Origin of the sequence: Hymenobacter perfusus, from assembly GCF_003944765.1 — a bacterium.
Taxonomy (GTDB): Bacteria; Bacteroidota; Bacteroidia; order Cytophagales; family Hymenobacteraceae; genus Hymenobacter; species Hymenobacter perfusus.
In genome coordinates this window covers 819,512-845,731 of record NZ_RWIU01000002.1, presented here as the reverse complement: position 1 = coordinate 845,731, position 26,220 = coordinate 819,512, and the positions used below count along the sequence as shown (strand labels likewise).

Below are 26,220 nucleotides of genomic sequence, written 5' to 3'. Positions count from 1 at the left end.
TTACCTTTCACCGCCTAATACCCTAGTAGCTCCTGCAACGCAGCCAGTACTTTATCGAGGCTGGGCAGCATCTGCTTTTCCAACTCCACATTGAGGGCAATGGCGGGCAGGTTGGCCGCCCCCAGCGTGAACACCGGCGCGTCGAGCTGACGGAAGCAGTGGCGCTGAATGCGGCCGGCCAGACTCTCGGCGAAGGAGTTCAGCAAAGGCTCCTCGGTGAGCACCAGAGCCTTGCCGTGGCGACGCACGGCGGCCTGCACCGCATCCCAGTCCAGCGGGTTAAGGGTGCGCAGATCCAGGATTTCCACCTGGCCGGGCAATTGCCGGCTGGCGGTTCTGGCCCAGTGCACGCCCATGCCGTAGGTAATCACCACGCAGGTTTCGCCGTTGCGGAGCTTGTCGGGGGCGGCTTCCTGGTCCACGGCGGCTTTGCCGAGCGGCAGCACATAGCCGGCGGCGGGCTCCACGGTTTTGGCGTCCTCGGTACCGGCCACTTTGCTCCAGTACAGCCCCTTGTGCTCCAGCATAATTACCGGGTTGGGGTCGAGGAAGGCGGCGCGCATGAGGCCCTTCATGTCGGCGGCGTTGCTCGGGTACACCACCTTGATGCCCCGGATGGTGAGCAGCGTGCTCTCAATGGAGCCCGAGTGGTAGGGTCCGCCCCCGCCATACGCCCCCACCGGCACCCGAATCAGGCTTTGCACCGGAAACTGGCCGTTGGAGAGGTAGCAGGATTTGCTAAGCTCTTCCACCAGCTGGTTGAGGCCGGGCCAGATGTAGTCGGCAAACTGAATTTCGACAATGGCCTTGGCTCCTGCGGCACTCATGCCGGCGGTGCTGCCCACAATGTAGGCTTCCTGAATAGGCGTGTTGAACACGCGGGCGTCGCCGTACTTTTTGGCCAGTAGGGCCGCCTCCCGGAACACGCCGCCCAGTTCCCCACCCACATCCTGGCCGTAGAACAGGGCCTCCGGGAATTCGCGCAGAATGTCATCCACGGCGTGCAAAGCGGCGTCCACCATCAGGGCTTTTTCGGCCCCGGCAGGGCTCCGCTCGCCGGCCTCCTCCGTCACGGCGGGCGGGGCGAACTCGTGGTCAGCAAAGGTAGCCGGGTCGGGGTTGGGCGCGGCCAGGGCCCGCTCGTAATCGGCCTGCACGGTGGCGCGGGCTTCGGCGGCCAGCTGCTGCAGCTCCTCCTCGGCAAAACCCAGCTCCAGTAGTTGCTGATGGAAGCGCGGCAGCGGGTCGAGGGTAGTGTGTTGGGCCAGGTTGTCGCCGCGGTACCACTCGCGGCGCACCCCGCTGGTATGGTGGCCCAGCAGCGGACATTTGGCGTGCACCAGCACGGGGCCGCGCCGCTGCCGCACATACTCGGCGGCCTGCTGCATCCCGGCGTAGCTGGCCAGGAAATCGGCCCCGTCTAACTGGAGACGGTACAGCCCTTTGAAGCCGGCGGCAAACTCGTAGGCATCCATGCTGCGCATCTCACGGCCGGTAGCGGAAATACCCCAGTCGTTGTCCTGCACCAGGTAAATGATGGGCAGCTGGTGCAGCGCGGCCATCTGCAGCGCTTCGGCCACTTCCCCTTCCGTCATGGCCCCGTCGCCGATGGAGCACAAAACCAACGGCTTCTTTTCTGAATTAGTAATTAGTAATGAAGAATTAAGAATTGGCTGTTCAGCATCCATCGAACCTGAATCCGTTGGCATACTTACAGACGAATTATTAATTACTAATTGCTCATTACTAATTGTCGCCAGCCCCTGGCTTTCCAGGTATTTAATGCCGTGGGCCACGCCGGTAGCCGGAATGGCCTGCATGCCGGTGGCAGAGCTTTGGTGCGGAATAGTAGGGAAACCGGCCCGGCGCAAAGAGGGATGACTGTAGTAGGTCCGACCGCCCGAGAACGGGTCGTCGCGCTTGGCCATGAGCTGGAGCATCAGCTCGTAAGGCGTCAGGCCCATGCCCAGCAGCATGGCATCGTCGCGGTAGTAGGGCGCGGCATAGTCCTGGGGGCCGAGGTGGAAGGCGGCGGCCAGCTGAATGGCCTCGTGGCCCCGGGCGGTAGCGTGTACGTAGCGGGCCGTGACGGCCTTGTTTTCTTCGTAGAGGCGGGCCAGCTCGTCGGCGGTGCGCATCAGCCGGTAGGCCCGGCGCAGGGTTGCCGTATCGGGGCGGGTGGCAGTAAACTCAGTTTCCGGCAAAAAGGCGGTTTCAGTAGTCATGTGCGGGTGGTGGGTGCTGGGGCGAAGGTACAGGTTTGGCGGGATGCGGTAATGAAGTAGCAAGCAACGCCAATAGTTCAGTTGCTTTTGGGATTTCCTCCTGACTACTCTCCGCTTACCTTCGCACTATGAACCCGCTCCTGCACTTCTCCCCCGCCTCCGAAGCCGACCTGCCTGCCCTCAACTGCCTCGTGAACCGGGCCTACCGGGGCGAAGCCTCCGAACAGGGCTGGACCACCGAAGCCCACCTGCTGGCCGGCCAGCGCACCGACGAGGCCGACTTACGGGACCAGTTGCACAGCCCCGGCGCTACGTTTCTGCTGGCCCACATCCCAACGCAGGAGCTGGTGGGCAGCGTATTTCTGCAACACCAGCACCCCGATTTGTACCTGGGAATGCTCTCGGTGGAGCCCACCCGGCAGGCTCAGGGCCTGGGCCGCCAACTGGTTACAGCGGCTGAGGATTTTGCCCGTAAGCTGGGCTGCACCGGTATTAGCATCAGCGTTATTTCGGTGCGCCACGAACTGCTGGCTTGGTACGAGCGGCTGGGTTTCCGCCGCACCGGCGCCACCGTGGACTTCCCCACCGATGCCCGGTTCGGCATTCCGCGCCAAGCGGAGCCGCTGGTACTGCTGGTGCTGCGGAAGGAGCTGTAAGCCGCTCATTCTGCTATTATGTAGAGTAGCTGTCATTCCGAACAAAGTGAGGAATCTGGGGTAGGCGCTACGCGGTAAACTCAGTTTCCTCACTTCGTTCGTAATTACAGCACTGAGCATCAGTCAAACGCCCACCACGCGTCCCGCTTTGGCGGGGTGCCCAGCGTGTAGGCCTCGCCGATACGGGGAACGGTAACGGGTAGCCCCGCCGCATCAGCGGCCTGAAGCACGAGCTGAATCGGCTCATTCCAAGGGTGGTAGGCCAGCGTAAACTTGGCCCAGTGGACCGGCAGCAACAGCTTAGCGCCCAGGTCCTGGGCGGCCTGCACGGTTTCTTCGGGCAGGCAATGAATGGCGTGCCAGCTCAGGTTGTACTGACCGTTTTCGAGCAAAGCCACATCAAAAGGGCCATACTGCTCCCCGATGGCCCGGAAGTGCGGCCCGTAGCCACTGTCGCCACCCAGAAACAACCGAAACCCATCCAGTTGCAGCACAAACGAGGCCCACAGGGTACGCTGCGGGGCCAGGCTGCGGCCCGACATGTGCTGGGCCGGCGTGGCGGTGAGGCGCACGCCCGGCACCGGCTCGGCCGCATCGTGCCAGTTCAGCTCCGTGAGCTGCTCCGGCGCGTAGCCCCAGGACCGCAAGTGGCCACTCACGCCCAGGGGCGTAACCACGTGCCGTACCTTACCGCGCAGCTGGGTTACGGTGGCGTAATCCAGGTGGTCGTAGTGGTCGTGGGTAAGCACCAGCACGTCAATGGGCGGCATATCAGCCACCTGGTAGATATCGGAACCGGGGTAGGCTTTCACGGCGAAGGAAACCGGCGAGGCAGCTCCGCTGAACACCGGATCTACCAGAATATTGCGGCCACCGGCCTGAATCAGGTAGGAAGAATGGCCAAACCAGATAATGGTGGGCAGTTCCGAAACAGGATGGTGCAAATCGGTTTGGACGACAGGCAGCGGCCGGGACGGCGTGACGGTGCGGGGCTTGCGCAGAAAGTCGCGCAGCATCTTCCCCATCGGCGCATCGGTGGGCCGAAAGCTGACGCCACCCAGGTTCTCGAACCGGCCGTTCTGGTAGTTGGTAAGGCCGGCAAAACGGCGCTGAATGTCGCGGGTGGGATTTTTCCCGAATACGTGAAGCATAAGCAAGGCGGCCCGAAAGAGGCCGGTAACCAACAGGACGAATTCAGCGGAAGTTTACTTTACGCCCCCAACGGTTCGGGCAGTCGGCCTCATTCCGACAGCGTCCATCGGGCCGGTTGCCGCCGGAACGAAGTCGACTGCCCGACGGCGCAGCAACATCAGTACGCGGCCACCGCCCCAATGGCTTGCCGCCCCCAGACCAGCGGCGCAGCTACGGGAAATCTTTACCTTTGCCAGACACAAAACAGCAGAGGTTACTGACTTTCGCCAGTTTTTGGCTCCTTCTGCCAGCTAAAGTTTGCCCCGAACTTGCCGCCTGCTGTCCTGCTTTCTATGCTCACCTCCGCCCCTTCTCCGTTCCCTACGCCCACCGCGCAGCCCCGTTTCCGCGACACCGTAGAGGCCTGGATGCGCCAGTTTCAGGACTGGCTCTGCCAGCAACTGGAAACCACCGACGGCCTGGGCCGCTTCCGCGAGGACGCTTGGCAGCACCACAGCGGCGGTGGGGGCCGCAGCCGCATCCTCACTGAGGGAGCTACTATTGAGAAAGGCGGGGTGAATTTTTCGGCCGTGGAGGGCCAGATGAGCGAGCAGGCCGCCCGCGTGCTGCTCATGCCCGACCCCAACTACTTCGCCACCGGCGTATCGGTGGTGCAGCACCCGCGCAGCCCCCACGTGCCCATCTCCCACATGAACGTGCGCTACTTCGAGGCCGGCAACGGCGAGGCCTGGTTTGGCGGCGGGCTTGATCTGACGCCGATTTACGTGGATCTGGAGCAGGCCCGCTGGTTTCACGCCCAGATTGCCGAGGTGTGCCAGCGCCACAACCCGGCCTACTACGAGCGGTTCAAGCACTGGGCCGATGAGTATTTCTACATCCCGCACCGCCAGGAAACCCGGGGCATCGGCGGCATTTTCTTTGACCGGCTCATCGTGGGCAAAGAGGCCGACGCCGAGAGCCTGTTTGCCTTTGTGCGCGCTGTGGCCGAGGTGTACGGCCGCACCTACACCACCCTGCTGCGCCACAACGCCGGTTTGCCCCACACCGAACAGCAGAAGCAGTGGCAGCTGGTGCGTCGGGGCCGCTACGCCGAGTTCAACCTGGCCATCGACCGGGGCACGCGCTTCGGGCTGGAAACCGGCGGCCGCACCGAGAGCATCCTGATGAGCCTGCCGCCCCAGTGCGAGTGGCACTACAACATCCAGCCTGAGCCCGGCTCGGCGGAAGCCGATACCCAGCAGTGGCTCCGCAAGGGCGTGGACTGGTTGAACGCCCAACCCACTGCCGCGTGCTAGAGCAGCTGCAAGCCCTGGACCGGTGGCTGCTGGTAGCGGCCAACGCCCACCGCACGCCCAAACTGGACGTGTGGATGGTGTTTTTCACGGAACGCTTCGTGTGGTTTCCGGCCTACCTGGTGCTGCTGGTGGTGCTGGCGTACCTGTACGGCCGCCGCGCCCGGCTGCTGGTGCCGCTGCTGGGCCTAAGCGTGGCCCTGGCCGACGGCATATCCAGCCGCTTCTTCAAGCCCTACTTCGCCCGCCTCCGCCCCTGCCACGACCCCGACCTCTCGGCCACCCTGAACCTAGTAAACGGCTGCGGCGGACAATTCGGGTTTATTTCCTCGCACGCGGCCAATTCCTTCGCGCTGGCCGTGTTTGTGGCCTTAGTGCTGCCCCGCCGCTACCGCGTGGCCAAGTGGATGCTGTTTGTGTGGGCCGCCCTGGTAAGCTACAGCCGCATGTACCTGGCCGCCCACTTCCCCTCCGACGTACTGGCCGGCGCCTTGCTCGGCTCTGGTCTGGCTTGGCTCTGCGCCTGGGCGTATCAACGGCTGGCAATCCGGTGGTTTGGCTCGGCGGAACCGGCAGTGGTGTAAGTCAGGTACCGAATCATCCGGACGCAGCCGATAAGCCAGTACAGGTACACGGTGGACAGGAAAGTTACGAAAACTGGGCCCACATTGAAGAGCAAGTGAAATACCCAATAAGAGAGGATATACCTAAAAAGGTGCGTTAGCTCTTGTGGATAAGAATATTCCATAATAAGCCAGTCACCAAAAGAGAACATACGTAGCAGCATGAATAGCTTATAGCTGCTAATAATCAATGCTAAACTCCAAAATACCCGTCTGTTTGTATAGCTGATAGCCAGAAGTAGAATATATGTAAGTAAGTGTATATGCAGGCTACGTAGTTGTTGGATAAATTGCTTGGTTTCTAACACCGATGCATCAAGCTTAGCATATGAAGTCATATACCACATAAGCTTCCCCAGCAGCACAATCACACCCAGTACCATCCACCAGCGGCGCAGGTATGTGAGCTGCTGCGGAAGAGGTGCTAATTTCAGGTATCGACGTAACGACATTCTACACACACTTTATAGTTGATTTTATATTGAAAGCACCCTGTCCCAACTACATACACTTGTTGGTAGCCGGGGCAGGGCGCTTAAGCTAATTGCTCAGGTAGGCCACTGCCTGGTTCCGTATCGGGGTTAAGCAGTTCCCGCCTACTTCCCCAGCAGCTTGGCCACGTACTTGCCCACGATGTCGAACTCCAGGTTTACCTGGTGGCCGGGGCGCAGGTCCTGGAAGGTGGTGTGCTCGTAGGTGTAGGGAATGATGGCCACGGAGAAGCCGTCGTCGGTGCTATTGAAGCAGGTGAGGCTGGTGCCGTTGATGCAGATGGAGCCTTTTTCCACCGTTACGCGGCCGGGGCCGGGCACGTGGCGGAACCGGTAGAGCCAGCTGCCGTTCTGGTCCTCCACCGACTCGCACTCGGCCGTGAGGTCCACGTGGCCCTGCACAATGTGGCCATCGAAGCGGCCGTTGGCCGAGAGGCACCGCTCCAGGTTCACGCGGCGGCCGGGTGCCCAGGCGTTCAGGTTGGTTTTCTGCAGCGTCTCGTCGATGGCGGTTACCACGTGGGTGCCGGCCATGCCGTCCACGGCTACCACCGTCAGGCACACGCCGTCGTGGGCCACGCTCTGGTCGATTTTCAGCTCCTGGGCAAAGCCCGACTGCACGGTGAAGTGAATATTGGAGTTTTCGCGGCGCACATCCGTGATGGTGCCAAGAGTTTCAATGATGCCGGTGAACAATGCTATTGAATTATGAGTGATGAGTGATGAGTGATGAATTAACCCCTGAAGCCCGCCACAGTTTGCCACCGGCTCCAATTCATAATTCAGCATTCATCTCTCAGAATTAATTCCTACTTACCCCGCCCCTCGATGATAATCTTCAACGTGTAGAGCAGCACCCGAAAGTCCATGGCCAGGCTCATGTTTTCGATGTAGAGGATGTCGAATTTGAGGCGCTCGACCATCTGGGCCACGGTTTCGGCGTAGCCGTACTTCACCTGGCCGAGGCTGGTGAGGCCGGGCCGCACGCGGTGCAGGTGGCGGTAGTGGGGCGCAATCTGCACAATCTGGTCGATGAAGAAGCGGCGCTCCGGGCGCGGCCCCACAATGCTCATATCGCCCTTGATGACGTTCCAGAACTGGGGCAGCTCATCGAGGCGCACCTTGCGCATGAAGCGGCCCCAGGGCGTGATGCGCGGGTCGTGGTCGGAGCTGAGGGCGGGACCCTGCTTTTCGGCGTCCACGTACATGGAGCGGAACTTGTAGATGCGGAACGGCTGGGCGTACCGCCCGATGCGCTCCTGCGAGTAAAACACCGGCCCCGGCGAGGAAAGCTTCACCATCACGGCCGTGAAGGCATACACCGGCCAGGCCAGCAGCAGAAACAGGCAGGACGCCACCACGTCAATCAGGCGCTTGAGCACTTTCTGCCAGAGCGGCAGCAGGTCCTGCTTGATTTCAATGAGCGGGGTGCCGAACACGTGGCTCACCTTCACCGAGCCCAGCAGCATCTGGTACAGGTCGGGCAGGATGCTGATGCGCACGGGCGAGCCTTCCAGCAGCGTCAGGATTTCCTCAATCACGCGGTGTTCCGAGGGCTCAATGGCAATGACAATCTGCTCCACGTGCAGAGCCCGGATGAGGGCCGGCAGCCGGCGGTACGAGCCCCGGGCGGGCAGGTCGGCGGCCAGCATCTCATCCACCGTATCGCCCAGAGGCGTAAAGCCTACCAGTTGCAGCCCCAGGTGCCGGCCGGTGCGCTGCAGCTCCTGAAACGTGTCGCGGGCCAGGGCCCCGGAACCCACCAGCAAGGTGTTAAAGGAAATAACACCTCCGCGCACCAGCCGCTGCACGCTGCTCACGGCCCAGATGCGCAGCACGGCCGTAATGGTGAAGTGCAGCAGGAAGTAGGCCGAAATGGTTTTGTAGTAGCTCCGGTAGTTCTGCACGCCCTGATCGTCGAGCAGCAGCACGAAGAAAATCAGGATGGCCCCTAGCAGCGACACGCGGCCCAGGCGGATAACCTCCGCCAGCCGCGACTTACGAAAAATGTCACTGTACTCGCCCAGCAGCGCATAGAGACCGGTCCAGAAGGCGGCAATCATCAGGGCTGAGCCGGAGAGGAAAGCTGCATCGGCGGCAAAGTGGTACTCGGCACTGATTTCGCGCAGCAGGTACTTACGGAGCAGAAAAAAACATACCCACGCCAACAGGGCCGCGCCGAAGTCGGCGGCTATCAGCTTCAGTTTTTGGAGAGTACGAATCAAGAGCAGAAGAACTAACCGGCCGGACCGGTACCAGGGGGTGATTTTGTGCGGCCGAAGCTGTAGTTTTACGCTTTGGCCGGGCCTTGAAAAGCCCGTGCGGGCCATTTTTCGGAGTTGCGCAAAGGTAGGAAAACCCCGCTATCCGAACGGCCGCTTGCTTTTGCCGGGGCCGACAGGCTGCCGGTTTCGCCTTTTCCTGCCGCTTATGCACACCGATACGTACCGTCATCGAGGAATGCGCCGCACCCTGGTGGAGGAGCTGCGCCGCAAGGGCATCCGGGATGAACGGGTGCTGACGGCCATCGGCACGGTGCCGCGCCACCTGTTTTTCGACGCCGCCTTTCAGCCCCACGCTTACCAGGATAAGGCCTTCCCCATCGGCGAGGGCCAGACGATTTCGCAGCCCTACACGGTGGCCTACCAGACCGAGCTATTGCAGGTACGCCCCACCGACCGGGTGCTGGAAATCGGGACCGGCTCGGGCTACCAGTGCAGCGTGCTGCTGGAGCTCACACCCCACGTATTCAGCATCGAGTACAACCAGGTGCTGTTCGAGCGCACGGCCCGCCGCCTCACGGCCATGCAGCTCACCCCACACCTGTTCTGCGGCGACGGCTCAATGGGCCTGCCCCAGCACGCGCCCTTTGACAAGATTATCGTTACGGCCGGCTCGCCTACCCTGCCCCGCCCCCTGCTGCGCCAGCTGCGCGTGGGCGGCGCACTGATTATTCCGGTGGGCGACGAAACCACCCAGCGCATGATGCGCGTGGTGCGGGAAAGCGAGGAGGAATTCTCCCGCCAGGAGCTGGAGGAATTCCGCTTCGTGCCGCTGCTGGGCCAGGCCGGCTGGGGGAAGATGTGAAATGGTGAGGTAGTGAAATTATGAGTTCGATGTTCAATCTGCACTGATAGCGCATGCCGAGCAGCAAACTCACAATTTCACCACTTCACAATTTCACCCCTTGTACCTTTGCGGTTGTACTACCTGACCTTTTTTTCCTGATGCTGCGCAAACAGAAGCCGGTGCAAGACTCGTTCGTTCGAATGACCGAACTGGTGCTCCCCAACGATACCAATACGCTCAACAACCTTATGGGCGGCCGCATGATGCACCTGATGGACGTGTGCGCGGCCATTTCGGCCCAGCGCCACTCCAACCGCATCGTGGTGACGGCCTCCGTGGATAACGTCTCGTTCCGGGAAGGCATTAAGCTGGGCAGCGTGGTCACGCTCGAGTCGCAGGTGACGCGTTCCTTCAGTTCCAGCATGGAAGTGCACATCAACGTGTGGGCCGAGGACATTCCGAGCGGCACCAAAATCAAGAGCAACGAGGCTTTCCTCACCTTTGTAGCCGTGGACCAGTCGGGCCGCCCTATCGACGTGCCGGACGCCGTGCCCGAAACGGCCGAGGAAATTGCTCTCTACGAAGGTGCCCTGCGCCGCCGCCAGCTGCGCTTGGTGCTGGGCGGCCGCATGAACCCGCACGAGGCTACCGAGCTGAGAGCATTATTTGAGCTGGAATAAGGCCTAAGCTGCATCGGCTTCCCACCGATGCATTTTTTCTATTGCTTTCCTGTTTTCGTCGATGGATACTGCCGCCACACTCGCCTTTTTTCAGAACTTCTACACCGGCTCCGCGCTTTACGTAGTGCCCGAGCCCGGTGCGGTGGCTCCAGAGGCCAGCGCGGTGGCGGCAGCTACCCATCCGGCCGGAAACCTGCCATTGGCTGTTCCCGTGCCAGCCAACACCCAACCATTGCTCACGCCGCGGCCAGTAGCGCCTCAGCCACCCGTAGCTCCGGCGGCCGCACCTGCGCCGCTGGCTCCTGCCCGCCCGGCCGTACCTGTGTCGGCTCCGGTGGTTCCGCCCGTTGCCGCGGCGGCTCCTGCCCCACTACCACCCGCTCCAAAAGCGGTAGCCTCAGTGCCGCCCGCGCCGGTGCAGGCGGTATCCACTCCGGTGCAGCCCCTCGGCACACTACCGCTGGCCCAGCTGCCGGCCGCCGCGCCGGCCCCGGCGGGACGGGTGCAGCCCACGCCCACCCAGTCGCCGGTGGCGCACATTCCGTTTGCCACGCTGGGCAGCAACGCCCAGGGGCTGGTGATTCTGGTGCGCGTGTCGCCCGAGCAGTTCCGCAAGCTGCCGCGCAACGTGTTCCTCAATAACCTACTCAAGGCCCTGCGCCTGGTGATGGAAGACGTGGTGCTGGTGAACGTGGAGCACGAGAAGTTCCCGGTAGCCCTGTGTAGCCTGCGCCAGCACCTGGCAGCCCGGCAGTTTCTGGCCTTCGGCAAAAACCTGCTCGACGTGGCCGTGTACACCACCCAGCCCTACGAGCCCGTGCTCCTCTACGGCGACACCGCCTTCCTCGGGGCCAGTGAAATCGAGATGCTGGAGTACGATGCCGGCCGCAAAAAACAGCTCTGGCAGTCTGTACAACGGATGTTTCTGGGGTAACGGTTATTCTTTTAAGTACCGAATAAAATCATCAACAGCACGTTCGTTAGCAATAGCAAATTTATAAAAGTCTATAAAGCTTGCGCTATTCATATAAGAATTAACTAATTTTTCAATCAGAGGACCAATATCTTTTACACTAGGATCTAGATAATAAACACCTATACATGGATATTGATTAACGTATTGTGCAGCAATCAATTCTATTTCCACAGGTAGGCTATCTAATGCTTTATCCTTTTTTAGAGTATCTACTAGCCATAAGAATACTGTAACTGCAACCTCTATTGCGGTGTGATGTATCAAAGCATTAGAAATATCCACTTCGATTAGCTGGTATCCTTTCTCTCGTTTCATTTTTATTCTAAATTTTACTTTCTACTTGTATTGTCATTTATTGACGCGAATAAAACAATAAAAGCCGGCCCTATTCAGAGCCGGCTTTCTGTTTTTAGCAATTCACCTTACTTCAACACCGAAGCCAGCTTGGCTTCCAGGGCTTCGCCGCGCAGGTTTTTACCGATGATGCGGCCCTGAGGGTCGAGCAGAATGGAGGCGGGAATGGACTTGATGCCGTAGGTCTGGCCGGCGGCCGACTCCCAGCCTTTCAGGTCCGAAACGTGCTTCCACACGAGGCCGTCGGCTTCGATGGCCTTCAGCCACTTGGCGCGGTCCTGGTCGAACGAGACGCCGTAGATTTCGAAGCCTTTGCCTTTGAACTTGTTGTAGGCCTTCACCACGTTGGGATTCTCGCGGCGGCAGGGGCCGCACCAGCTGGCCCAGAAATCAATGAGCACGTACTTGCCGCGCAGGCTGGTCAGCGGCAAGTTCTTGCCATCGGGAGCAGCCAGGCTGATTTCCGGGGCCGTGGTACCAACAGCCGTGGCCCGCAGCGGCTCCAGGCGGGCCACCAGGGCCTTGGTATAGCGCGAATTGGGCTGGCTGACTTTCAGCTGCGTAGCCACCGAATCGGCCAGGGTGAAGTTCTCATCGGGGTTTAGTACGCTGCTCACCACAAAGCCCGACACGATGGAGCCGGGGTTCTGGCGCACCAGCCGGACCACCTCGCGCTGGCCCATGCTTTGCACCAGTTCGGCCTGCCGCTGAATGGCCTGCATCGAATCCTGGCGGCCGGCCTGGGCGGCCTGGGTATACCGCTGCTCCAGACGCGGCATCAGCTGCTGCATCTGCTGCTGGCTGGTTTGCAGGGCCTGGTTTACCTGCCGCAGCAGCTCCGAGTCGGGGGAGCCTTTCACGGCGTAGGTGGCGGCCAGCTTCTGCGCGTCGCCGGTCAGTTCCAGGCGGCTGCCGTTGCCGAGCACCACCAGGGCCTGGTTCTGGTCGGAGGTTTTCACCTGGTAGAGGCCAGTTTCGGGCAGAGCACCGGCAAATTTAAACTGGCCCTTTTCGTCCACCGTGGCCGTATCGCGCGATACGAACTGGGTTTCACCCAGCTCAGCCAGGTACACCTTGGTGCCGGCCGGGGCATTCTGGAACTGGCCATTAAGCTGGTAGCCCGTGGCATCAGTGTCGCCAGTGGTAGGAGTTGTGTTCTTATTACAGGCGTTGGCCATGCCCAGCAGGGCACCCAGGTAGAGCAGGCTCTTCATTTTGTGCATCATTCAGAAAGCAGACCGACAGATGAATCGGCGGAGTAGAAAAGGGACGGGGAAACGGGCCGCAAGTTGCCTATTTTGGCCGGAATTGCCCCGCCCGCCCTGTAACCACTTCCCGGCCACGCTGGTTCACCGCTTCCCCCAGCCCTAGGGCAGGAGCTTCCGCAGCCGCTTTTCCAAAGCCTCCCCGCGCAGATTACGCTCCAGTACCCGACCATCGGGAGCAATGAGTACGGTGGTGGGTACGGCTAAAACGCCGTAGAGCTGCGCCGCCGGCGAGTCCCAGCCCTTTAGGTCCGATACCTGCGTCCAGGGCAGCTGGTCCTGGCTCACGGCTTTGCGCCACTTCCCCCCGTCCGCATCCACCGATACGCTCACGATTTCCAGTCCCTTGGCCTGGTACTGCTGATACAAGGTGCGAAGACGCGGGTTTTCGGCGCGGCAGGGGCCGCACCAGCTGGCCCAGAAATCCACCAGTACGTATTTGCCGCGCAGGCTGCTGAGCGCGAACGAGGGGCCAGCCGCCGTGGGCAGGGTGAAATCGGGGGCCACCTCACCGCCTTTTTCGGTGAGGGCCGCCGTGTGGGTGCGGGTGCTCAGGTTCTGGGTTTCGGCCAGGGCCGGTTGCCGCCGGGCCAGTACCGTGGTCATGGAATCGACAAACGCCTGCTGGCTGGCCTGGCGGCTCAGGTAATTTTTGGTGAGATGCGCGGCCAGAAAGGTATCCGGCGTGCGGCGCACCAAGGCCCGCAGCTCGCGCAGGCCCCGGTTTTTAGCCGGCAGCTGGGCCACCCCAAACATCTGCGGGTAGATATCCTGCTGAAACTGCTGCCACTGCTCCACCCCTACCGTCCCGCGGGCCTGAAAGTGGAATGTTTCCCGTTTGGGATTTGGCTCCATCGTAAACGTCAGCTCATCACCAGGATGCAGCGGCAGCTGGTACATGTGCTTCTGCCCTTTCAGCTGGAGCGAGGCCAGCAGAGGCGCGTCCAGCAGCCCGCGCATTTCGCAGCGGCCCGTAGCGTCCACCGTGGCCGAATCAATTGTGTGCCAGCCGCTCTGGTAATGTTTGAGGTAGATGGTGGTACCGGCCGGAACGTCCGTCAGCTGGCCCTGCAGCACGTAGGCGGGCGGGGTGGCGGCTACGGCCAGCAGCCAGGGGAATAAAGCAGTAAGCATCGGAATGAATAGAAGAGAAGGAAATACTACCGCGAAACTGCCCATTTCGCCCGATATATCCCAAAATTCCGATGTAATTGTGCAGTTCCTTGCCCCTTTCAATCCAGCGGAATGTATCCGGATATTTTCTGGCCCAGGGCCCGGCCGCGCAGGTTGGTGGCCAGCACCCGGCCCTCCGGACTCAGCAGCACCGAATACGGCAGAATCCGCACCTGGTAGGCCTGGGCTACCGGACTCCGCCAGCCCCGTAGGTCCGAAACGTGGAGCCACGCCATTGTATCGGCGGCCACGGCCGCGTGCCAGCGGGCCGGGTCCTCGTCCAGCGACACGCGCACAATTTCCAGCCCCCGCGAGTGAAACTGCCCGTAGATTTTGTGCAGGTTTGGGCTTTCGGCCGCGCAGGGCACGCACCCGCTGGCCCAGAAATCAAGCAGTACATACTTGCCACGCAGGCTGCTGAGCGTGAGCGACGAGCCGGCGGCCGTGGGCAGGGTAAAACCGGGGGCGCGGCGGATTGAAGCAGCTGGCCGCTCGCCCGCTCCCAATGAGGTCGTAGCGGCCGGCCCTGAAGGCCGCTGGCAAGCCGTCAGCAGCACGCATAATCCGACAACAACGCAACGCATAGCTATTCAGGTGGTGAAGTGAGCAGGAAGACAGATGTTACAAATAAAAACCGCGCCACCTTATTGCCAGAGCAGCCACGATGGGCCAGCCGCATCAGCAGCAGTAAAGGTCATGCTGAACTTGTCGAAACATCTCTACCACTTCGTTGTGATGGTACTTCAACGAAGCGGTAGAGATGCTTCGACAGGCTCAGCATGACGTTTCTACTGACTGCGGCGACATTCTAAACAGCTCCTACACCAAAAAAAGCCACCAACTGGACGGTTGGTGGCTTTTCACATCGTAACAGAACTGCTTACGCGTCGAGTTTCTGGCGCAGAAGCTGGTTGGCTAGTTTGGGGTCGGCTTTGCCGCCGGTGAGCTTCATCAGCTCGCCCATGAACATGCCCGTGAGGCTCTTCTTGCCGGCGCGGTACTCGGCCACTTTGGCCGGGTTGGCATCCAGCACCTGCTGAATCATCGTTTCCAACGCCCCGGCGTCGGACTGCTGGAGCAGGCCCTGGGCCTCGGCGGCGGCGGCGGCGGTGTGCGCGGAGTTTTCTAGCAGGAACGGGAACAGCTGCTTGCTGGCTACCGAGTGGCCCACCTTATTCTCGTCGATGAGCTGAATGATATCGGCCAGGTGCTGCGTGGTGAGCGGGAACTGGTCGAGGGTGAGGGCGCGCTCGTTGAGATAGGCCTTCACCGGGCCGGTTACCCAGTTGGCGGCGGCTTTGGCGTTGGGCGTCAGGCGGGTCAGTTCGTCAAAGAACAGAGCCACTTCCTTTTCAGCTGTCAGCACCGTGGCATCATAATCCGAGAGACCCAGCTCGCCGGTGAAGCGGGCGTAGAGCTGCTGCGGCAGGGCCGGCAGCTCGGCCTGCACGCGGTGCAGCCACTCGTCAGAAATGATAACGGGCGGCAGGTCCGGCTCCGGGAAGTACCGGTAGTCGTTCATGGTTTCCTTGCTGCGCTGGCCGTTGGTGGTACCGGTGGCCGCGTCGAAGCCTCGGGTTTCGCTGTCGATGACTTCGCCGGCTTCCACCAGCGCAATCTGCCGCTCAATTTCGTACTCAATGGCCCGCTGCACATTGCGGAAGGAGTTCATGTTCTTCACCTCCACCTTCACGCCAAACTCGGTAGCGTCTTTGCGCATTACCGAAATGTTGGCGTCGCAGCGCAGGGAGCCTTCCTCCATGTTGCCGTCGCAGATGCCCAGGTATTCCACCAGCTTCTTGATTTCGGCCAGGTAGGCGTAGGCTTCCTCCGCGTTCCGGATATCCGGCTCACTCACGATTTCGATCAGCGGCACCCCGGCCCGGTTCAGGTCCACGAGGGTTTCCACCTCGCCGGCCAAGTGCATGCTCTTGCCCGCGTCCTCCTCCATGTGGATGCGCGTCACCCCGATTTTTTTCACCGAGCCATCCGCCAGCCGGATATCGACGTGGCCATCGTGACAGATCGGGGTTTTGTCCTGGGTGATTTGATAGCCCTTCGGTAGGTCGGGGTAGAAGTAGTTTTTGCGCGCAAACAGGTTGTCGCGGCGGATGTGGCAGTTGGTGGCCAGGCCCATTTTCATGGCAAACTCCACGGCCGAGTAGTTCACGCGCGGCAGTGTGCCGGGGTGGCCCAGCGTAATGACGCTCAGGTTATTATTGGGCAAAGCGCCGTACTCGTTTTCGTCGGAGGAATACATTTTGCTGCGCGTGAGCAGCTGGGCGTGTACTTCAAGGCCGATTACGGGCTGGTATTTTGATTTGATGCTGTCGTCCATGGATCACAGATTCGCGCAGATTTTGCTGATTGCGCTGATTTCTGGTGCAAAGTAAGCACTATTCCGGCGGAGCCATAGCGCGGCTACTCCGACGAACAAGAGGAATCCGGGTTAACTCTCTGCGCTGATTATTCCAGCTTCCTTCCGGTGGCAAAGGCAGCCCATGAGGACTTCCTCAATCATTAAAAACCGGAATGTACGTGTCCTGCAAGGCGTTACCGGCCTGGTTGTAGGCGGCTACCAGCTTCTGGTTCTGGGTATTGTAGCCACTGACCAAGCCGTTCATGCGGTCGGCATCGGCTTTGGTGAACCGGTCTTTGCGCTCCAGCAGCTCCTTCATCTGCACAGCCTGGGCCTGGGCGAAGGCACCGTAATATTTCACCATGTTGCGGGCCGCGTCGCGGTAGTGGGCATCCTTGCCGCGAAAGGGTGCAATAGCCGTCAGCTCAGTAGTGGCAGTCTGGGCATCGGTGGCCAGCTGCACGCGGGCCTGCTCGAAAGCGGCGGCATCCTGCGCATTAAGGGCATCGATGAGGCGGGCACTGGCTTTTTCGATGCGGAACTGGGCCAGGTACACCTTGTGCTGGTAGCCGTTCACCTCCGATACCTGCCGCATGTACTGGGCCAGCCGCTTGCCCTCGGGGTCCTCCGAAATGGTCATGTTGTGGCGGCGCGCGAACCGAGCCTGGGCCGCGTCCACTGAATCATTCACCACCTGCAGCTTAGCTTCGGCTAGTTCCTGGAGCTTGAAGTACTGCTCCATGTTCTCCACGGTAGCCGTACGGGTGGCGGCCAGCAGATCCACGGCCTTATAATCCTCGGAATACACCTTCAGCAGCTGGTAAAAGGCTTCGGTGGTCTGCTCTTTGAAGCCTTTATCATCTTCGAAGGCAGGCAGCCTAGCAAGCTTCTGTAAGGAGGCTTCCGTCTGCTTCACCAGGTCCTGGCGCTTGGCATCAATCTTCTTCTCGTTGTCGGAATGGGCCGATTTGCTGATGTAGCGCAGGTTTTTCTTGAGCATGGCCCGCTGCTCGCTCACGATGAAGTTGTTGTAGGAGCCGGGGTCCTTGAACGTTTGGGCCGAGGCGGCCGTGGTGGTCAGCCCGGCGAGCAGGCCGGCCGAAAGCAAGAGCGTAGAAAGGCGCATAGAATAAGGTGAGTGGAAATTTATTTGATGGCAAAGGTGATGGGAATTGTGTAGCGGACGTCTACCGGGTCACAGTTATCCAACCGGATGCTCCACTTTGCGCGGCGTATGGCATCTACTGCGGCGGCGCTCAGGATATGGGAAGGAGATTCTACTATCTGCACATCTGCTAATTGTCCGGTTCGGCTTACTGTAAAGTTGACTTTCACGACTCCTTCTATTCCGAGCTTCAATGCCTTGCTTGGGAAATATATCGGCGCGCTTTTTCCCGGCATTATTTCAGCATTCGGACAAACGTCTCGAAGAGCCAGTGTATCACAGTCAACTGAGTTTCCGACAGCATCGAAGCACTCCTCAGATTTCCTGCTTCGGTCATCGTATCTGTCGTGTCGGCGCAGTTTGCCATTTGGATAATAGGCAAACCCTTCCCCCTGCCGGACACCATCACGGTACTGCTCCCGCCGTTTTATGGTACCGTCATTATAGTAGACTATTGTTTCTCCGTCGCGGCGGCGCAGGCGGAGGTTGGAGAAGGTGGCAGTTTCCCGAAGTTTCTGCGGGGCCCAGTACACACGTTCCGTAGCTCTGACACTATCCAAATACTCTGTTTCAATAGCATAGCTAGCACCTTTAGAAGAAGATAAGGGCTGATGCTGAACGGAATAAAACACAAACATCTTACGGTTTTCCGTCTGAGCAACAATATCATGCGGCTTCAGCAGCCAGCTCAGCAACAGTATACCCAACGTAACACGATAAAGCATCGAAGCGCAATAAAAAAGCAGTTTTCAATCGAATATCCAGCTGTAATTCCAGCCTGAATATCCGATTAAAAACTGCTTTTTCACAACTCTACCAGTGCCTGATTTATCCCAGCAGGCCGCCAATCAGGCCTTCGGCCTTAGCAATGGCCGCGCCCAGGCCGGCCGCGTTTTTGCCGCCGGCCGTGGCGAAGAACGGCTGTCCGCCGCCGCCGCCCTGGATTTCCTTGGCCAGCTCGCGCACCAGCGTGCTGGCGTTGAGCTTGCCACCCTTCACCAGCTCGTCGTCGAGCATCACGGCCAACTGGGGCTTACCTTCGATTTCGGCACCAAGAACCAGAACTAAGTTGGGTACGGCCTGGCGCAGGTTGAAGGCCAGGGTTTTGAGGCCGTCGGCGGAGGTGGCCTGCACCTGGGCGGCCAGGAAGTTCACGCCGTGCAGCGCCTTCACCTGGCCGGCCAGCTGGTCTTTCTGCTGGTTGATGCTCTGCTGGGCGAACTGCTCGATCTGCTTGCGCAGGGTGGCAATTTCCTCGGTCTGCTTCTCGATGCCGGGTAGCAGGTGCTGGGGGTTGCCGAGGGCCTCGCGCACCTGGGCCAGCAAGTCCAGCTGCTGGTTCACGAAGGCTTCGGCGGCCTCGGCCGTCACGGCTTCGATGCGGCGCACACCCGCACCCACGGCGCTTTCACTCGTGATTTTGAAGAAGCCGATGTCGCCGGTGGTGCGCACGTGGCAGCCGCCGCACAGCTCTACCGAAAACTCCCGGTCGAAGGTGATGACGCGCACGAACTCGCCGTATTTCTCCCCGAACAGAGCCGTGGCCCCGAGGGCTTTAGCATCGTGGATGGGCACGTTGCGGCGCTCATCCAGCGGAATCTGCTGGCGGATGCGGGCGTTGACCAGCGTCTCTACCTGGCGCAGCTGGTCGTCGGTGACTTTGGTGAAGTGCGAGAAGTCGAAGCGCAGCAGCTTCTCGTTTACCAGGGAGCCTTTCTGGGCTACGTGGCTGCCCACTATTTCGCGCAACGCGGCCTGCAGCAGGTGGGTGGCGGAGTGGTTGCGCTGAATCTGGGCGCGGCGGGCGTGGTCGTAGCGGGCCGTGAACTCAGCGTCGAGGTCCTGGGGCAGCTCCAGCACGGTGTGTACGATGAGGTCGTTTTCCTTTTTCGTGTCGAGCACGCGCACCTTGCTCAGCGGCGACTCCAGGTAGCCGGTGTCGCCAATCTGCCCGCCCGACTCGGCGTAGAACGGCGTCTGGTCGAGCACCACCTGGTACTCGGTTTTGCCTTTGCGGTCGGTGCGGCGGTAGCGCAGGATGCGGGCCGGGGCCTGCTCCTGGTCGTAGCCCACAAAGGCGGGCTGCTCTTCGGATTCGCGCACCACGGTCCAGTCGCTCTGCTCGGTTTCCTGGGCGTTGCGGCTGCGGCTTTTCTGCTGCTCCAGCTCCTTCTTGAAGCCTTCCTCGTCCACGCTCAAACCCTTTTCGCGGGCAATGAGGGCAGTGAGGTCCAGCGGAAAGCCGAAGGTATCGGACAGCTCGAAGGCAGTTTTGCCGTCGATGCGGCTGCCGTTCTGGCGGAAACCTTCTTCCAGGGTTTCCAGGCGGCGCAGGCCGTTTTCGAGGGTTTTGAGGAAGGCAATTTCCTCTTCCTCCACCACGCGCTGCACAAACTGCTGCTGCTGCTTCAGCTCGGGGAAGATGCCGGCCATCTGGTCGGCCAGCACGGGCACAATCTTGTAGAGGAAGGGCTGCTTCTGGCCCAGCGACGAAAATGCGTAGCGCACGGCCCGGCGCAGAATTCGCCGAATCACGTAGCCGGCCTTCACGTTGCTCGGCAGCTGCCCATCGGAAATGGCGAAGCTGATGGTGCGGATGTGGTCGGCAATAACGCGGATGGCAATGTCCGTTTTCTCATTTTCGGTGGCCGGCTGGTCGTTCACGGTGGCCGGGGCGGTGCCGTGGTACTCCAGGCCTACCTCACTGGCAATGAACTTGATCAGCGGCTGGAATACGTCGGTGTCGTAGTTGGACTTCACGCCCGACACGGCCATCATCAGGCGCTCGAAGCCCATGCCGGTGTCCACGCTCTGCTCGGGTAGCTTGATCAAAGACTTATCGGCCAGGCGCTGGAACTCCATGAACACGTTGTTCCAGATTTCCACCACCTGCGGATGGTCGGCGTTTACCAGGTCGCGGCCGGGCGTGGCGGCCCGCTCCTGTTCGGAGCGCAAATCGATGTGGATTTCGGTGCACGGACCACACGGGCCGGTGTCGCCCATCTCCCAGAAGTTGTCCTTCTTGTTGCCGGGCAGAATCCGGTCGTCGGTGGTGTACTGGCGCCAGAGGTCCTGGGTTTCGGTATCGGCGGCGGTGCCGTCGGCCTTGTCGCCCTCGAAATAAGTCACGTAGAGGCGGTCCTTTTCCAGCTTGAACACGTCGGTGAGCAGCTCCCAGGCCCAGGCAATGGCGTCCTTCTTGAAATAATCCCCAAACGACCAGTTGCCGAGCATCTCGAACATGGTGTGGTGGTAGGTGTCGTAGCCCACCTCTTCCAGGTCGTTGTGCTTGCCGCTCACGCGCAGGCACTTCTGGGTGTCGGCGATGCGCTTGAAGGGCGCGGGCTTGTTGCCCAGGAAATAGTCCTTGAATGGGGCCATGCCCGAGTTGATAAACAGCAGCGTGGGGTCGTCCTTCACCACAATGGGGGCCGAGGGCACGATGTGGTGGCCTTTGGAGGCGAAGAAGTCCAGGAACTGCTGGCGGACGTGGGAGGCGGTAGGGAGTGACATAAGAGTAGCGCGGAGGCAGGCTTCGCGACGCGTAGGGTTCGTTAGAATTGGCCGCAGCCGGTATTTTGGCTACTTTTCGCAATCAACAGGAATTGCGCCGCCGGCAAAGGTAAAAGGTATTGAGTATTGCGTACCGGGTAATGAGACATTGTTTCAGCGGCCGGTATTCCGGCACCGACTCAGTACTTTGTACTCAGTCCTCATTACTACATCATGCCCTACAAAGACCGCGAAATCGAGAAGCAGTACTTCACCATCGGCGAGGTGGCGGCCCAGTTCAACGTGGCCCCGTCCTTGATCCGGTTCTGGGAGACGGAGTTTGAGGAACTGCGGCCGCGCAAAAGCAAGAAGGGCAACCGCCTCTACACGCCCCAGGACGTGGACATTTTCCGCACGATTTACCACCTGGTAAAGGAGCGCGGCTACACCATCCCCGGCGCCCGCGACATGCTCAAGCAGAAAGGCCCCCAGCTCAAGGAAAAAATCGACGTCATCCAGAGCCTGGAAAAAATCCGCAAGTTCATGGTGACCATGAAGAAGGAACTGGACACTATCGGGAAGGCGCAGCAGGGGTAGACAAGAGGATGTATATTACACATTTATACAATTCAATAAATTGACTTACAGCGAAAAACACGTCAATCAATTCATTACAACAATTTGGTTAGTCAGCTTAGTACTTGTACTGCTAATCACATTCACTCCGCTAGAATTTAACCCGATTCAGCTAACTTATCTACCTAGATGGGGTCTATGGTTCTTGGTCATCCCAGCTACGCAGTGGCTTAGATCATCTACCAAGATTTTACCGTGGCTCTGGAAATCTATACCGTGGCTGCTTTGGGTGCCGCTTTTAGCCCTCCAATTGGCATATTCTATCAAGTCATACATTAGTTATCCCACCCACAACATCTTCTTGAATGTTCGCTATACCGTTATCATCCTTGAAGATGTATTTACTGCCCAGTTACGTACCCCGTTTGAAAGATATACTTGGTATACACATACTATCCATTACCGTTGGGGAAACCGGGTTGTAGCTCAGCAACTGCTCCATACCCTATGGGGCGGCGAGCCACGACGGGTTATTATCACTCCGCTTTTGCCAGGCATTCAGTGGAGTCGACCTGTAACTGATGATAGTGTGTTTCAAGCCCCGTGGCAAGCCGTCAATACCACTTCTGTACATAAAGCAAGAAGTTCTGTTGACCGCTAGACAAGATTATGCTCCAAAAAAATTCTCCCGACGACACCCTCCTCCACGAAGTCGCCCTCACGCTTTTTCCCAACATCGGGCCGCAGCTGACGCGGCAGCTGATGAGCTACGGGGGCTCGGCGCGGAACGTGCTGCACCTGCCGCCGGGCAAGCTGCTGAAGATTCCGGGCGTGGGGCCGGCTACGGCGGCCATCCTCTCGGGCAAGTCGCGCACTGAAGCCTTGAACCAGGCCGAGGCCAGTCTGCGCCGGGCAGAGAAGGACGGCGTGCAGCTGCTGTTCTACACCAGCAAGCAGTTTCCAGCCCGCCTCAAGCTGATTCCCGATGCGCCCGCCCTGCTCTACTACCAGGGCACCGCCGACCTCAACCAGCCCAAAACCCTGGCCATCGTGGGCACCCGCCAGGCCACCGACTACGGCCGCGAGCAAACCGAGCGGCTCATCAAGGGCGTGGCCTCGCACAAACCGCTCATCGTCAGCGGCCTGGCTTACGGCATAGACATAGCCGCCCACCGCGCCGCACTGCAGGAAGGCCTGGAAACCGTGGGCGTCATGGCTACCGGCCTAGACGTGCTCTACCCGGCCGTACACCGCAAAACCGCTGAGAAGATGCTCACCCAGGGCGGCTTGCTCACCGAATTTCCCTTCGGCACCCAGCCCGACAAATACAATTTTCCGTCGAGGAACCGCATTATTGCCGGCCTCTCCGACGGCACCGTAGTAGTGGAAGCCGCCAAAAAAGGCGGTGCCCTCATCACCGCCGACCTGGCCTTGGGCTACGACCGGGACGTGCTGGCCGTGCCCGGCCCGCTGGGCTCGGCGGCTTCCGAAGGCTGCCACGAACTAATCAAAGCCAACCGCGCCGCCCTCTACTCCGAGCCTGCGGACATTGAGCAGCTGCTCAACTGGGACCTGGCGTTGCACCTCACCGGCAAGCCCAAAAGCCCCGCCACCTACGACCCGCTGGATTTCACGCCCGAGGAGCTGCAGCTGCTGCTGGTGCTGCAAGCCGCCCCCAACCGCGAGGAACACCTCGACACGCTGGCCTGGAAAGCGCAGCAGCCAGTGCATCAGGTGGCTTCCCTCCTGCTGGGCCTGGAATTCCGGAACGTGCTGAAGGCGCTGCCGGGCAAGCGGTTCGGGCTGCTGTAGGCTCTCAGATAATAATCAAAATCGTGGAACCTCAAAATGTTCCACGGGGAACCTTGGTATTGCAAAGCCGCTTTTTGCGCCGGAGCAGCAAGTTTTCAGCGGCTTAGGCTGTCAGAAATAAATCAACAAAATCTGTAGCGGCGGCAGAGTGCACCTCATTTTCGGTGTTTCGCAATTGTCTATCTGGTTGCAGTAAGCCGGCCGGAGGCGTCTTAGCCGATCTGTCTTGACCTGTTCCGGCCGGGCCTGCTTTCTTTGCGGGCATGATGGTGCTTTATAACGGCGAGCTGATACCGGCCGACGCGGTGCGCCTGCCGCTGCCCAACCGGGGCCTGTACTTCAACGACGGTTTTTTCGAGACGCTGGTCTGGGAGCCGGCGGGGCTGCGCTACCTGCCCTACCACTTGGCGCGCATGCAGCGGGCCGCCGCCGCCCTGGGCCTGCAGCTGCCCCCGGCCCTGGCCACCGGCCCGGCCCTCACCGCCACTGTGCACCACCTAGCCGGCACCGCCCCGGAGCCGCTGCAGCGCATCCGGCTGCAGCTCTGGCGCGGCGGCGGTGGCCTCTACACACCCACCACCAAGCAAGCCCACTGGCTGCTGACCACCCAGCCCTTCGCCCCCGCCGAAAAGCCCATCCTGCGGTGCGACTTCGCCGAAACAGTGCTCCTGCATTACTCACCGGTATCGTTCTGCAAAGGCCCCAATGCCCTCACTTACGTGCTGGCGGCCCGGGAACGGCAACAGCGCGAACTAGATGAGGTGATTCTGCTATCGGGCAGCGGCCACGTAGCCGAAACGGTGGCGGCGGCCATCGGCTGGATCAGCCACGGCACCGTGTACGTGCCGGCGGAAGCAGCTGGCGGGGTGGCGGGCACGCGCCTGTCGCACCTGCGGGCAGTGGCCACTGCACTGGGCATTGAGTGGCAGGCGGGCCTGTACCAGCCGGACGAATTACTCCGGGCAGAGGCGGTATTTACGGCTAACGTGGCCGGGATTCGGGCGGTGGAGATGGTAGGCACGGCCCGGTTTCACTCAGCCAGTCATTCACTCCTGCGACAGTTGTGCGCGGCGGAACAGGAAAATCGTGCTGGCTACTAACCAGCGCGTAGCCGCAACCGGCTGTTTATCTTTCGGGTTAGCCTACGAGTGCCACTGCCGCAGGGCGGTTGCGGAGCTGAAACCAGCTTTCGAAAAACTCCGCCAGATCGGCTTCGGTGACGTTGTTCTCCCGGAGCACTGCTTCCCGGTCGCAGTGCATGGCGTCCAGCGTGTATAATGCAATCCAGGTCCGATGCCGCCGGCTCAGTCCGGAGGAGGAGATAGAAAACGAAGCGGCCATAACGAAACAGTACGAGGTAAAGGTTCAACTCATGCCCTTAGCTACGCAACTACTTCAACGCCCGGATTTTATAATTATTCTACCAGCCCCTGCATTCCCAAAAAGGTTTTTTTTCTAGCTTTTTGATAGTCGCCGGTCGTGCCGTAGCCGGTGCCAGCTGGCAAGGTGGTCAAGCAGATCAGTTTCCGTCACATTGTTCTGCAGTAATACCATATTGCGGTCCGTACCGCTATTCTGAAGCGAATACAGCGCAACCCAGGCGCGGTGCTGACAGGAAAGCCCCGGCTTGATGCTTAGCGGAATAGAGTGAGTAGAGAATTGTACCATGCCGTAGCTACGCTTTTGTTCCTATTTCTAGATTTACATTCTCAATCTGAATTGAAAAAATCCTCAATTCGCTGTTCGTCTATTCTCCGGATAAACCTTCCTTTCCTCAATAGCCTTGCCTTTTTTCTTCGTTCATTGATTTATAAATTTATGAAAAAAATTATAAAAATACTATTCATTCACCTCGTTACTTTTCGGTGGGAGCTAAGCATAGTGCCACAGGCCCCGACCTGGTGGTCGATAATGCTGCTTACCGTCTGCCTGTTGTGGTTTCTTTGGTACCCGGATTCAGGCCTAGCCCAGACGCGGGTGCTGACGGGCCGCACTCTCGACGGCCGGCAGCAGCCGGTTCCCTTCCGCGTCGGCGGTGGGCTACCTGCCGGCCACGGCATTAGTCGGCACGTTTGGCACCGGTGAACAGCCGCTCGTGCTCACCGACCGGCCAGTGAGTCTGACGGAAGTGGTCATCCGGCCGGGACGGGAAATGGTGACGGTAGGGACGTTGCAGAATGGGCAGCGCCTGACAACGGCCCTCTACAACGCCGGCAACCTCATTGGCGCAACCGGCCGCCAGGAAATAGGCAGCCTGCTGACCGTAGAACAAGCCGCCAGCTTGCAGGATTTCAATTTCCAGGTCGCCTTCAACACGTTCCGGGAAGTGCGCGTGCGGTGGCGGCTCTACCGCGTGGAGCAGGGCCGGCCCACCACGGAGCTGGTGCCCGCCGGCATTCCGGTGGTAGTAACCCAGAAGCGCGGATGGGTGAGCGTGGACCTGCGGGAATTCGGGCTGCACTGCGCCGCCGGGCAAACGGTAGCGGCCACCCTGCACTGGGAGCGGGATACCACCACGGCCCTGCACCGCCACGGCTTGGTGCTGGCCGCCCGCACCGGCCGCCGGCTGCGCTACCTGAGTCGGCCTGACCCGGCCGCGCCCTGGCTGCTGACGCCGGGCAGCGCTCCGGTCTGCTACTTCACGGCCTCGACGGCGGCCCCGGGACTACCGACCGGCGGGACCAGGCCGGCCGTTCCTGCTGCGGCACTCCCTGCTGATGAGTCCCTGCTGCCCAGCCCGCTGTTCCGGCTGATGCAGGCCACAAGGTTTCCGCCCCGCTCCTCCCGCCACTACGGCGACAGTACCGCCCGGGGCCGCACGGTGCCGGTGGCCGGGGCGCGCCTCTACTAATGAAACCTA

Annotated in this window: 23 protein-coding genes; 10 read left to right on the top strand and 13 right to left on the bottom strand. The window is 60.3% G+C overall.

What is annotated here, in order from left to right; translation table 11 throughout:
- Nucleotides 1-14: 14 nt before the first annotated feature.
- Nucleotides 15-2,225 carry an alpha-ketoacid dehydrogenase subunit alpha/beta gene (locus EI293_RS09870; RefSeq protein ID WP_125437041.1) on the bottom strand — a complete coding sequence of 737 codons (2,211 nt, stop codon included), beginning with the start codon at nt 2,223-2,225 and terminating at the stop codon, nt 15-17.
- 128 nt (nt 2,226-2,353) lie between these two features.
- Between EI293_RS09870 and EI293_RS09865 the strand changes: the two genes are divergently transcribed.
- Complete coding sequence (locus EI293_RS09865) at nt 2,354-2,881, top strand: GNAT family N-acetyltransferase (protein ID WP_125437039.1); 528 nt, start codon at nt 2,354-2,356, stop codon at nt 2,879-2,881.
- A 119-nt stretch (nt 2,882-3,000) separates the two neighbouring features.
- On the opposite strand, the gene EI293_RS09860 is transcribed toward EI293_RS09865, so the two are convergent.
- Complete coding sequence (locus EI293_RS09860) at nt 3,001-4,032, bottom strand: MBL fold metallo-hydrolase (protein WP_125437037.1); 1,032 nt, start codon at nt 4,030-4,032, stop codon at nt 3,001-3,003.
- Nucleotides 4,033-4,365: 333 nt separating this feature from the next.
- Here EI293_RS09860 and hemF point away from each other — a divergent pair, with 333 nt between their 5' ends.
- Nucleotides 4,366-5,328, top strand: a complete 963-nt coding sequence (hemF, locus tag EI293_RS09855) for an oxygen-dependent coproporphyrinogen oxidase (protein ID WP_125437035.1) — start codon at nt 4,366-4,368, stop codon at nt 5,326-5,328.
- The gene (locus EI293_RS09850) at nt 5,322-5,909 is read left to right on the top strand and encodes a phosphatase PAP2 family protein (protein WP_125437033.1); all 588 of its coding nucleotides are present in this window, start codon (nt 5,322-5,324) and stop codon (nt 5,907-5,909) included. Before hemF ends, EI293_RS09850 begins: the two co-directional genes overlap by 7 nt.
- 635 nt (nt 5,910-6,544) lie before the next feature.
- Here the strand turns inward: EI293_RS09850 and EI293_RS09845 are convergent.
- Both EI293_RS09845 and EI293_RS09840 read right to left on the bottom strand, forming a co-directional pair.
- Nucleotides 6,545-7,135 carry a riboflavin synthase gene (locus EI293_RS09845; protein WP_125437031.1) on the bottom strand — a complete coding sequence of 197 codons (591 nt, stop codon included), beginning with the start codon at nt 7,133-7,135 and terminating at the stop codon, nt 6,545-6,547.
- A 113-nt stretch (nt 7,136-7,248) separates the two neighbouring features.
- A complete protein-coding gene (locus EI293_RS09840) occupies nt 7,249-8,664 on the bottom strand; it encodes a sugar transferase (protein ID WP_246010590.1) in 1,416 nt (471 codons plus the stop codon).
- A gap of 205 nt (nt 8,665-8,869) precedes the next feature.
- Here EI293_RS09840 and EI293_RS09835 point away from each other — a divergent pair, with 205 nt between their 5' ends.
- The 3 genes from EI293_RS09835 to EI293_RS09825 all read left to right on the top strand — a co-directional run bounded on the left by EI293_RS09835 (nt 8,870) and on the right by EI293_RS09825 (nt 11,122).
- On the top strand, nt 8,870-9,526 hold the full coding sequence (locus tag EI293_RS09835; RefSeq protein ID WP_125437027.1) for a protein-L-isoaspartate(D-aspartate) O-methyltransferase: 657 nt from the start codon (nt 8,870-8,872) through the stop codon (nt 9,524-9,526).
- A gap of 140 nt (nt 9,527-9,666) precedes the next feature.
- Nucleotides 9,667-10,188, top strand: coding sequence for an acyl-CoA thioesterase (locus tag EI293_RS09830; protein ID WP_125437025.1), 522 nt, complete (start codon nt 9,667-9,669; stop codon nt 10,186-10,188).
- Between the two features lie 61 nt (nt 10,189-10,249).
- Entirely contained in the window at nt 10,250-11,122 is an 873-nt protein-coding gene (locus EI293_RS09825) for a hypothetical protein (protein WP_125437023.1), read from the top strand.
- 3 nt (nt 11,123-11,125) lie between these two features.
- Here the strand turns inward: EI293_RS09825 and EI293_RS09820 are convergent, their stop codons facing one another.
- From EI293_RS09820 to alaS, 8 genes are all read right to left on the bottom strand, one after another.
- A complete protein-coding gene (locus tag EI293_RS09820) occupies nt 11,126-11,479 on the bottom strand; it encodes a hypothetical protein (RefSeq protein WP_125437021.1) in 354 nt (117 codons plus the stop codon).
- A gap of 107 nt (nt 11,480-11,586) precedes the next feature.
- Nucleotides 11,587-12,744, bottom strand: coding sequence for a TlpA disulfide reductase family protein (locus EI293_RS09815; protein ID WP_125437019.1), 1,158 nt, complete (start codon nt 12,742-12,744; stop codon nt 11,587-11,589).
- Between the two features lie 141 nt (nt 12,745-12,885).
- Nucleotides 12,886-13,917, bottom strand: a complete 1,032-nt coding sequence (locus EI293_RS09810) for a TlpA disulfide reductase family protein (RefSeq protein ID WP_170170324.1) — start codon at nt 13,915-13,917, stop codon at nt 12,886-12,888.
- 98 nt (nt 13,918-14,015) lie between these two features.
- Nucleotides 14,016-14,540: a TlpA family protein disulfide reductase gene (locus EI293_RS09805; RefSeq protein WP_125437015.1), complete on the bottom strand. Its 525-nt coding sequence runs from the start codon at nt 14,538-14,540 to the stop codon at nt 14,016-14,018.
- Nucleotides 14,541-14,836: 296 nt separating this feature from the next.
- On the bottom strand, nt 14,837-16,294 hold the full coding sequence (gene gatB, locus EI293_RS09800; protein ID WP_125437013.1) for an Asp-tRNA(Asn)/Glu-tRNA(Gln) amidotransferase subunit GatB: 1,458 nt from the start codon (nt 16,292-16,294) through the stop codon (nt 14,837-14,839).
- Between the two features lie 175 nt (nt 16,295-16,469).
- The gene (locus EI293_RS09795; protein ID WP_125437011.1) at nt 16,470-17,441 is read right to left on the bottom strand and encodes an LIC11966 family surface protein; all 972 of its coding nucleotides are present in this window, start codon (nt 17,439-17,441) and stop codon (nt 16,470-16,472) included.
- Between the two features lie 20 nt (nt 17,442-17,461).
- Entirely contained in the window at nt 17,462-18,205 is a 744-nt protein-coding gene (locus tag EI293_RS09790) for an energy transducer TonB (protein ID WP_125437009.1), read from the bottom strand.
- Between the two features lie 103 nt (nt 18,206-18,308).
- Nucleotides 18,309-20,993, bottom strand: coding sequence for an alanine--tRNA ligase (gene alaS, locus EI293_RS09785; RefSeq protein ID WP_125437007.1), 2,685 nt, complete (start codon nt 20,991-20,993; stop codon nt 18,309-18,311).
- Between the two features lie 213 nt (nt 20,994-21,206).
- Between alaS and EI293_RS09780 the strand changes: the two genes are divergently transcribed.
- The 3 genes from EI293_RS09780 (at nt 21,207) to EI293_RS09770 (ending at nt 24,460) form a co-directional block, all read left to right on the top strand.
- Nucleotides 21,207-21,569, top strand: coding sequence for a MerR family transcriptional regulator (locus EI293_RS09780; RefSeq protein ID WP_125437005.1), 363 nt, complete (start codon nt 21,207-21,209; stop codon nt 21,567-21,569).
- Nucleotides 21,570-22,217: 648 nt separating this feature from the next.
- Nucleotides 22,218-23,360, top strand: coding sequence for a DNA-processing protein DprA (dprA, locus tag EI293_RS09775; RefSeq protein ID WP_125437003.1), 1,143 nt, complete (start codon nt 22,218-22,220; stop codon nt 23,358-23,360).
- Nucleotides 23,361-23,623: 263 nt separating this feature from the next.
- The gene (locus EI293_RS09770; RefSeq protein WP_125437001.1) at nt 23,624-24,460 is read left to right on the top strand and encodes an aminotransferase class IV; all 837 of its coding nucleotides are present in this window, start codon (nt 23,624-23,626) and stop codon (nt 24,458-24,460) included.
- Between the two features lie 37 nt (nt 24,461-24,497).
- Here the strand turns inward: EI293_RS09770 and EI293_RS09765 are convergent, their stop codons facing one another.
- Entirely contained in the window at nt 24,498-24,701 is a 204-nt protein-coding gene (locus EI293_RS09765) for a hypothetical protein (protein ID WP_125436999.1), read from the bottom strand.
- A gap of 694 nt (nt 24,702-25,395) precedes the next feature.
- On the opposite strand from EI293_RS09765, the gene EI293_RS09760 reads away from it, so the two are divergent.
- Nucleotides 25,396-26,211: a hypothetical protein gene (locus EI293_RS09760; RefSeq protein ID WP_125436997.1), complete on the top strand. Its 816-nt coding sequence runs from the start codon at nt 25,396-25,398 to the stop codon at nt 26,209-26,211.
- Nucleotides 26,212-26,220: the final 9 nt, after the last annotated feature.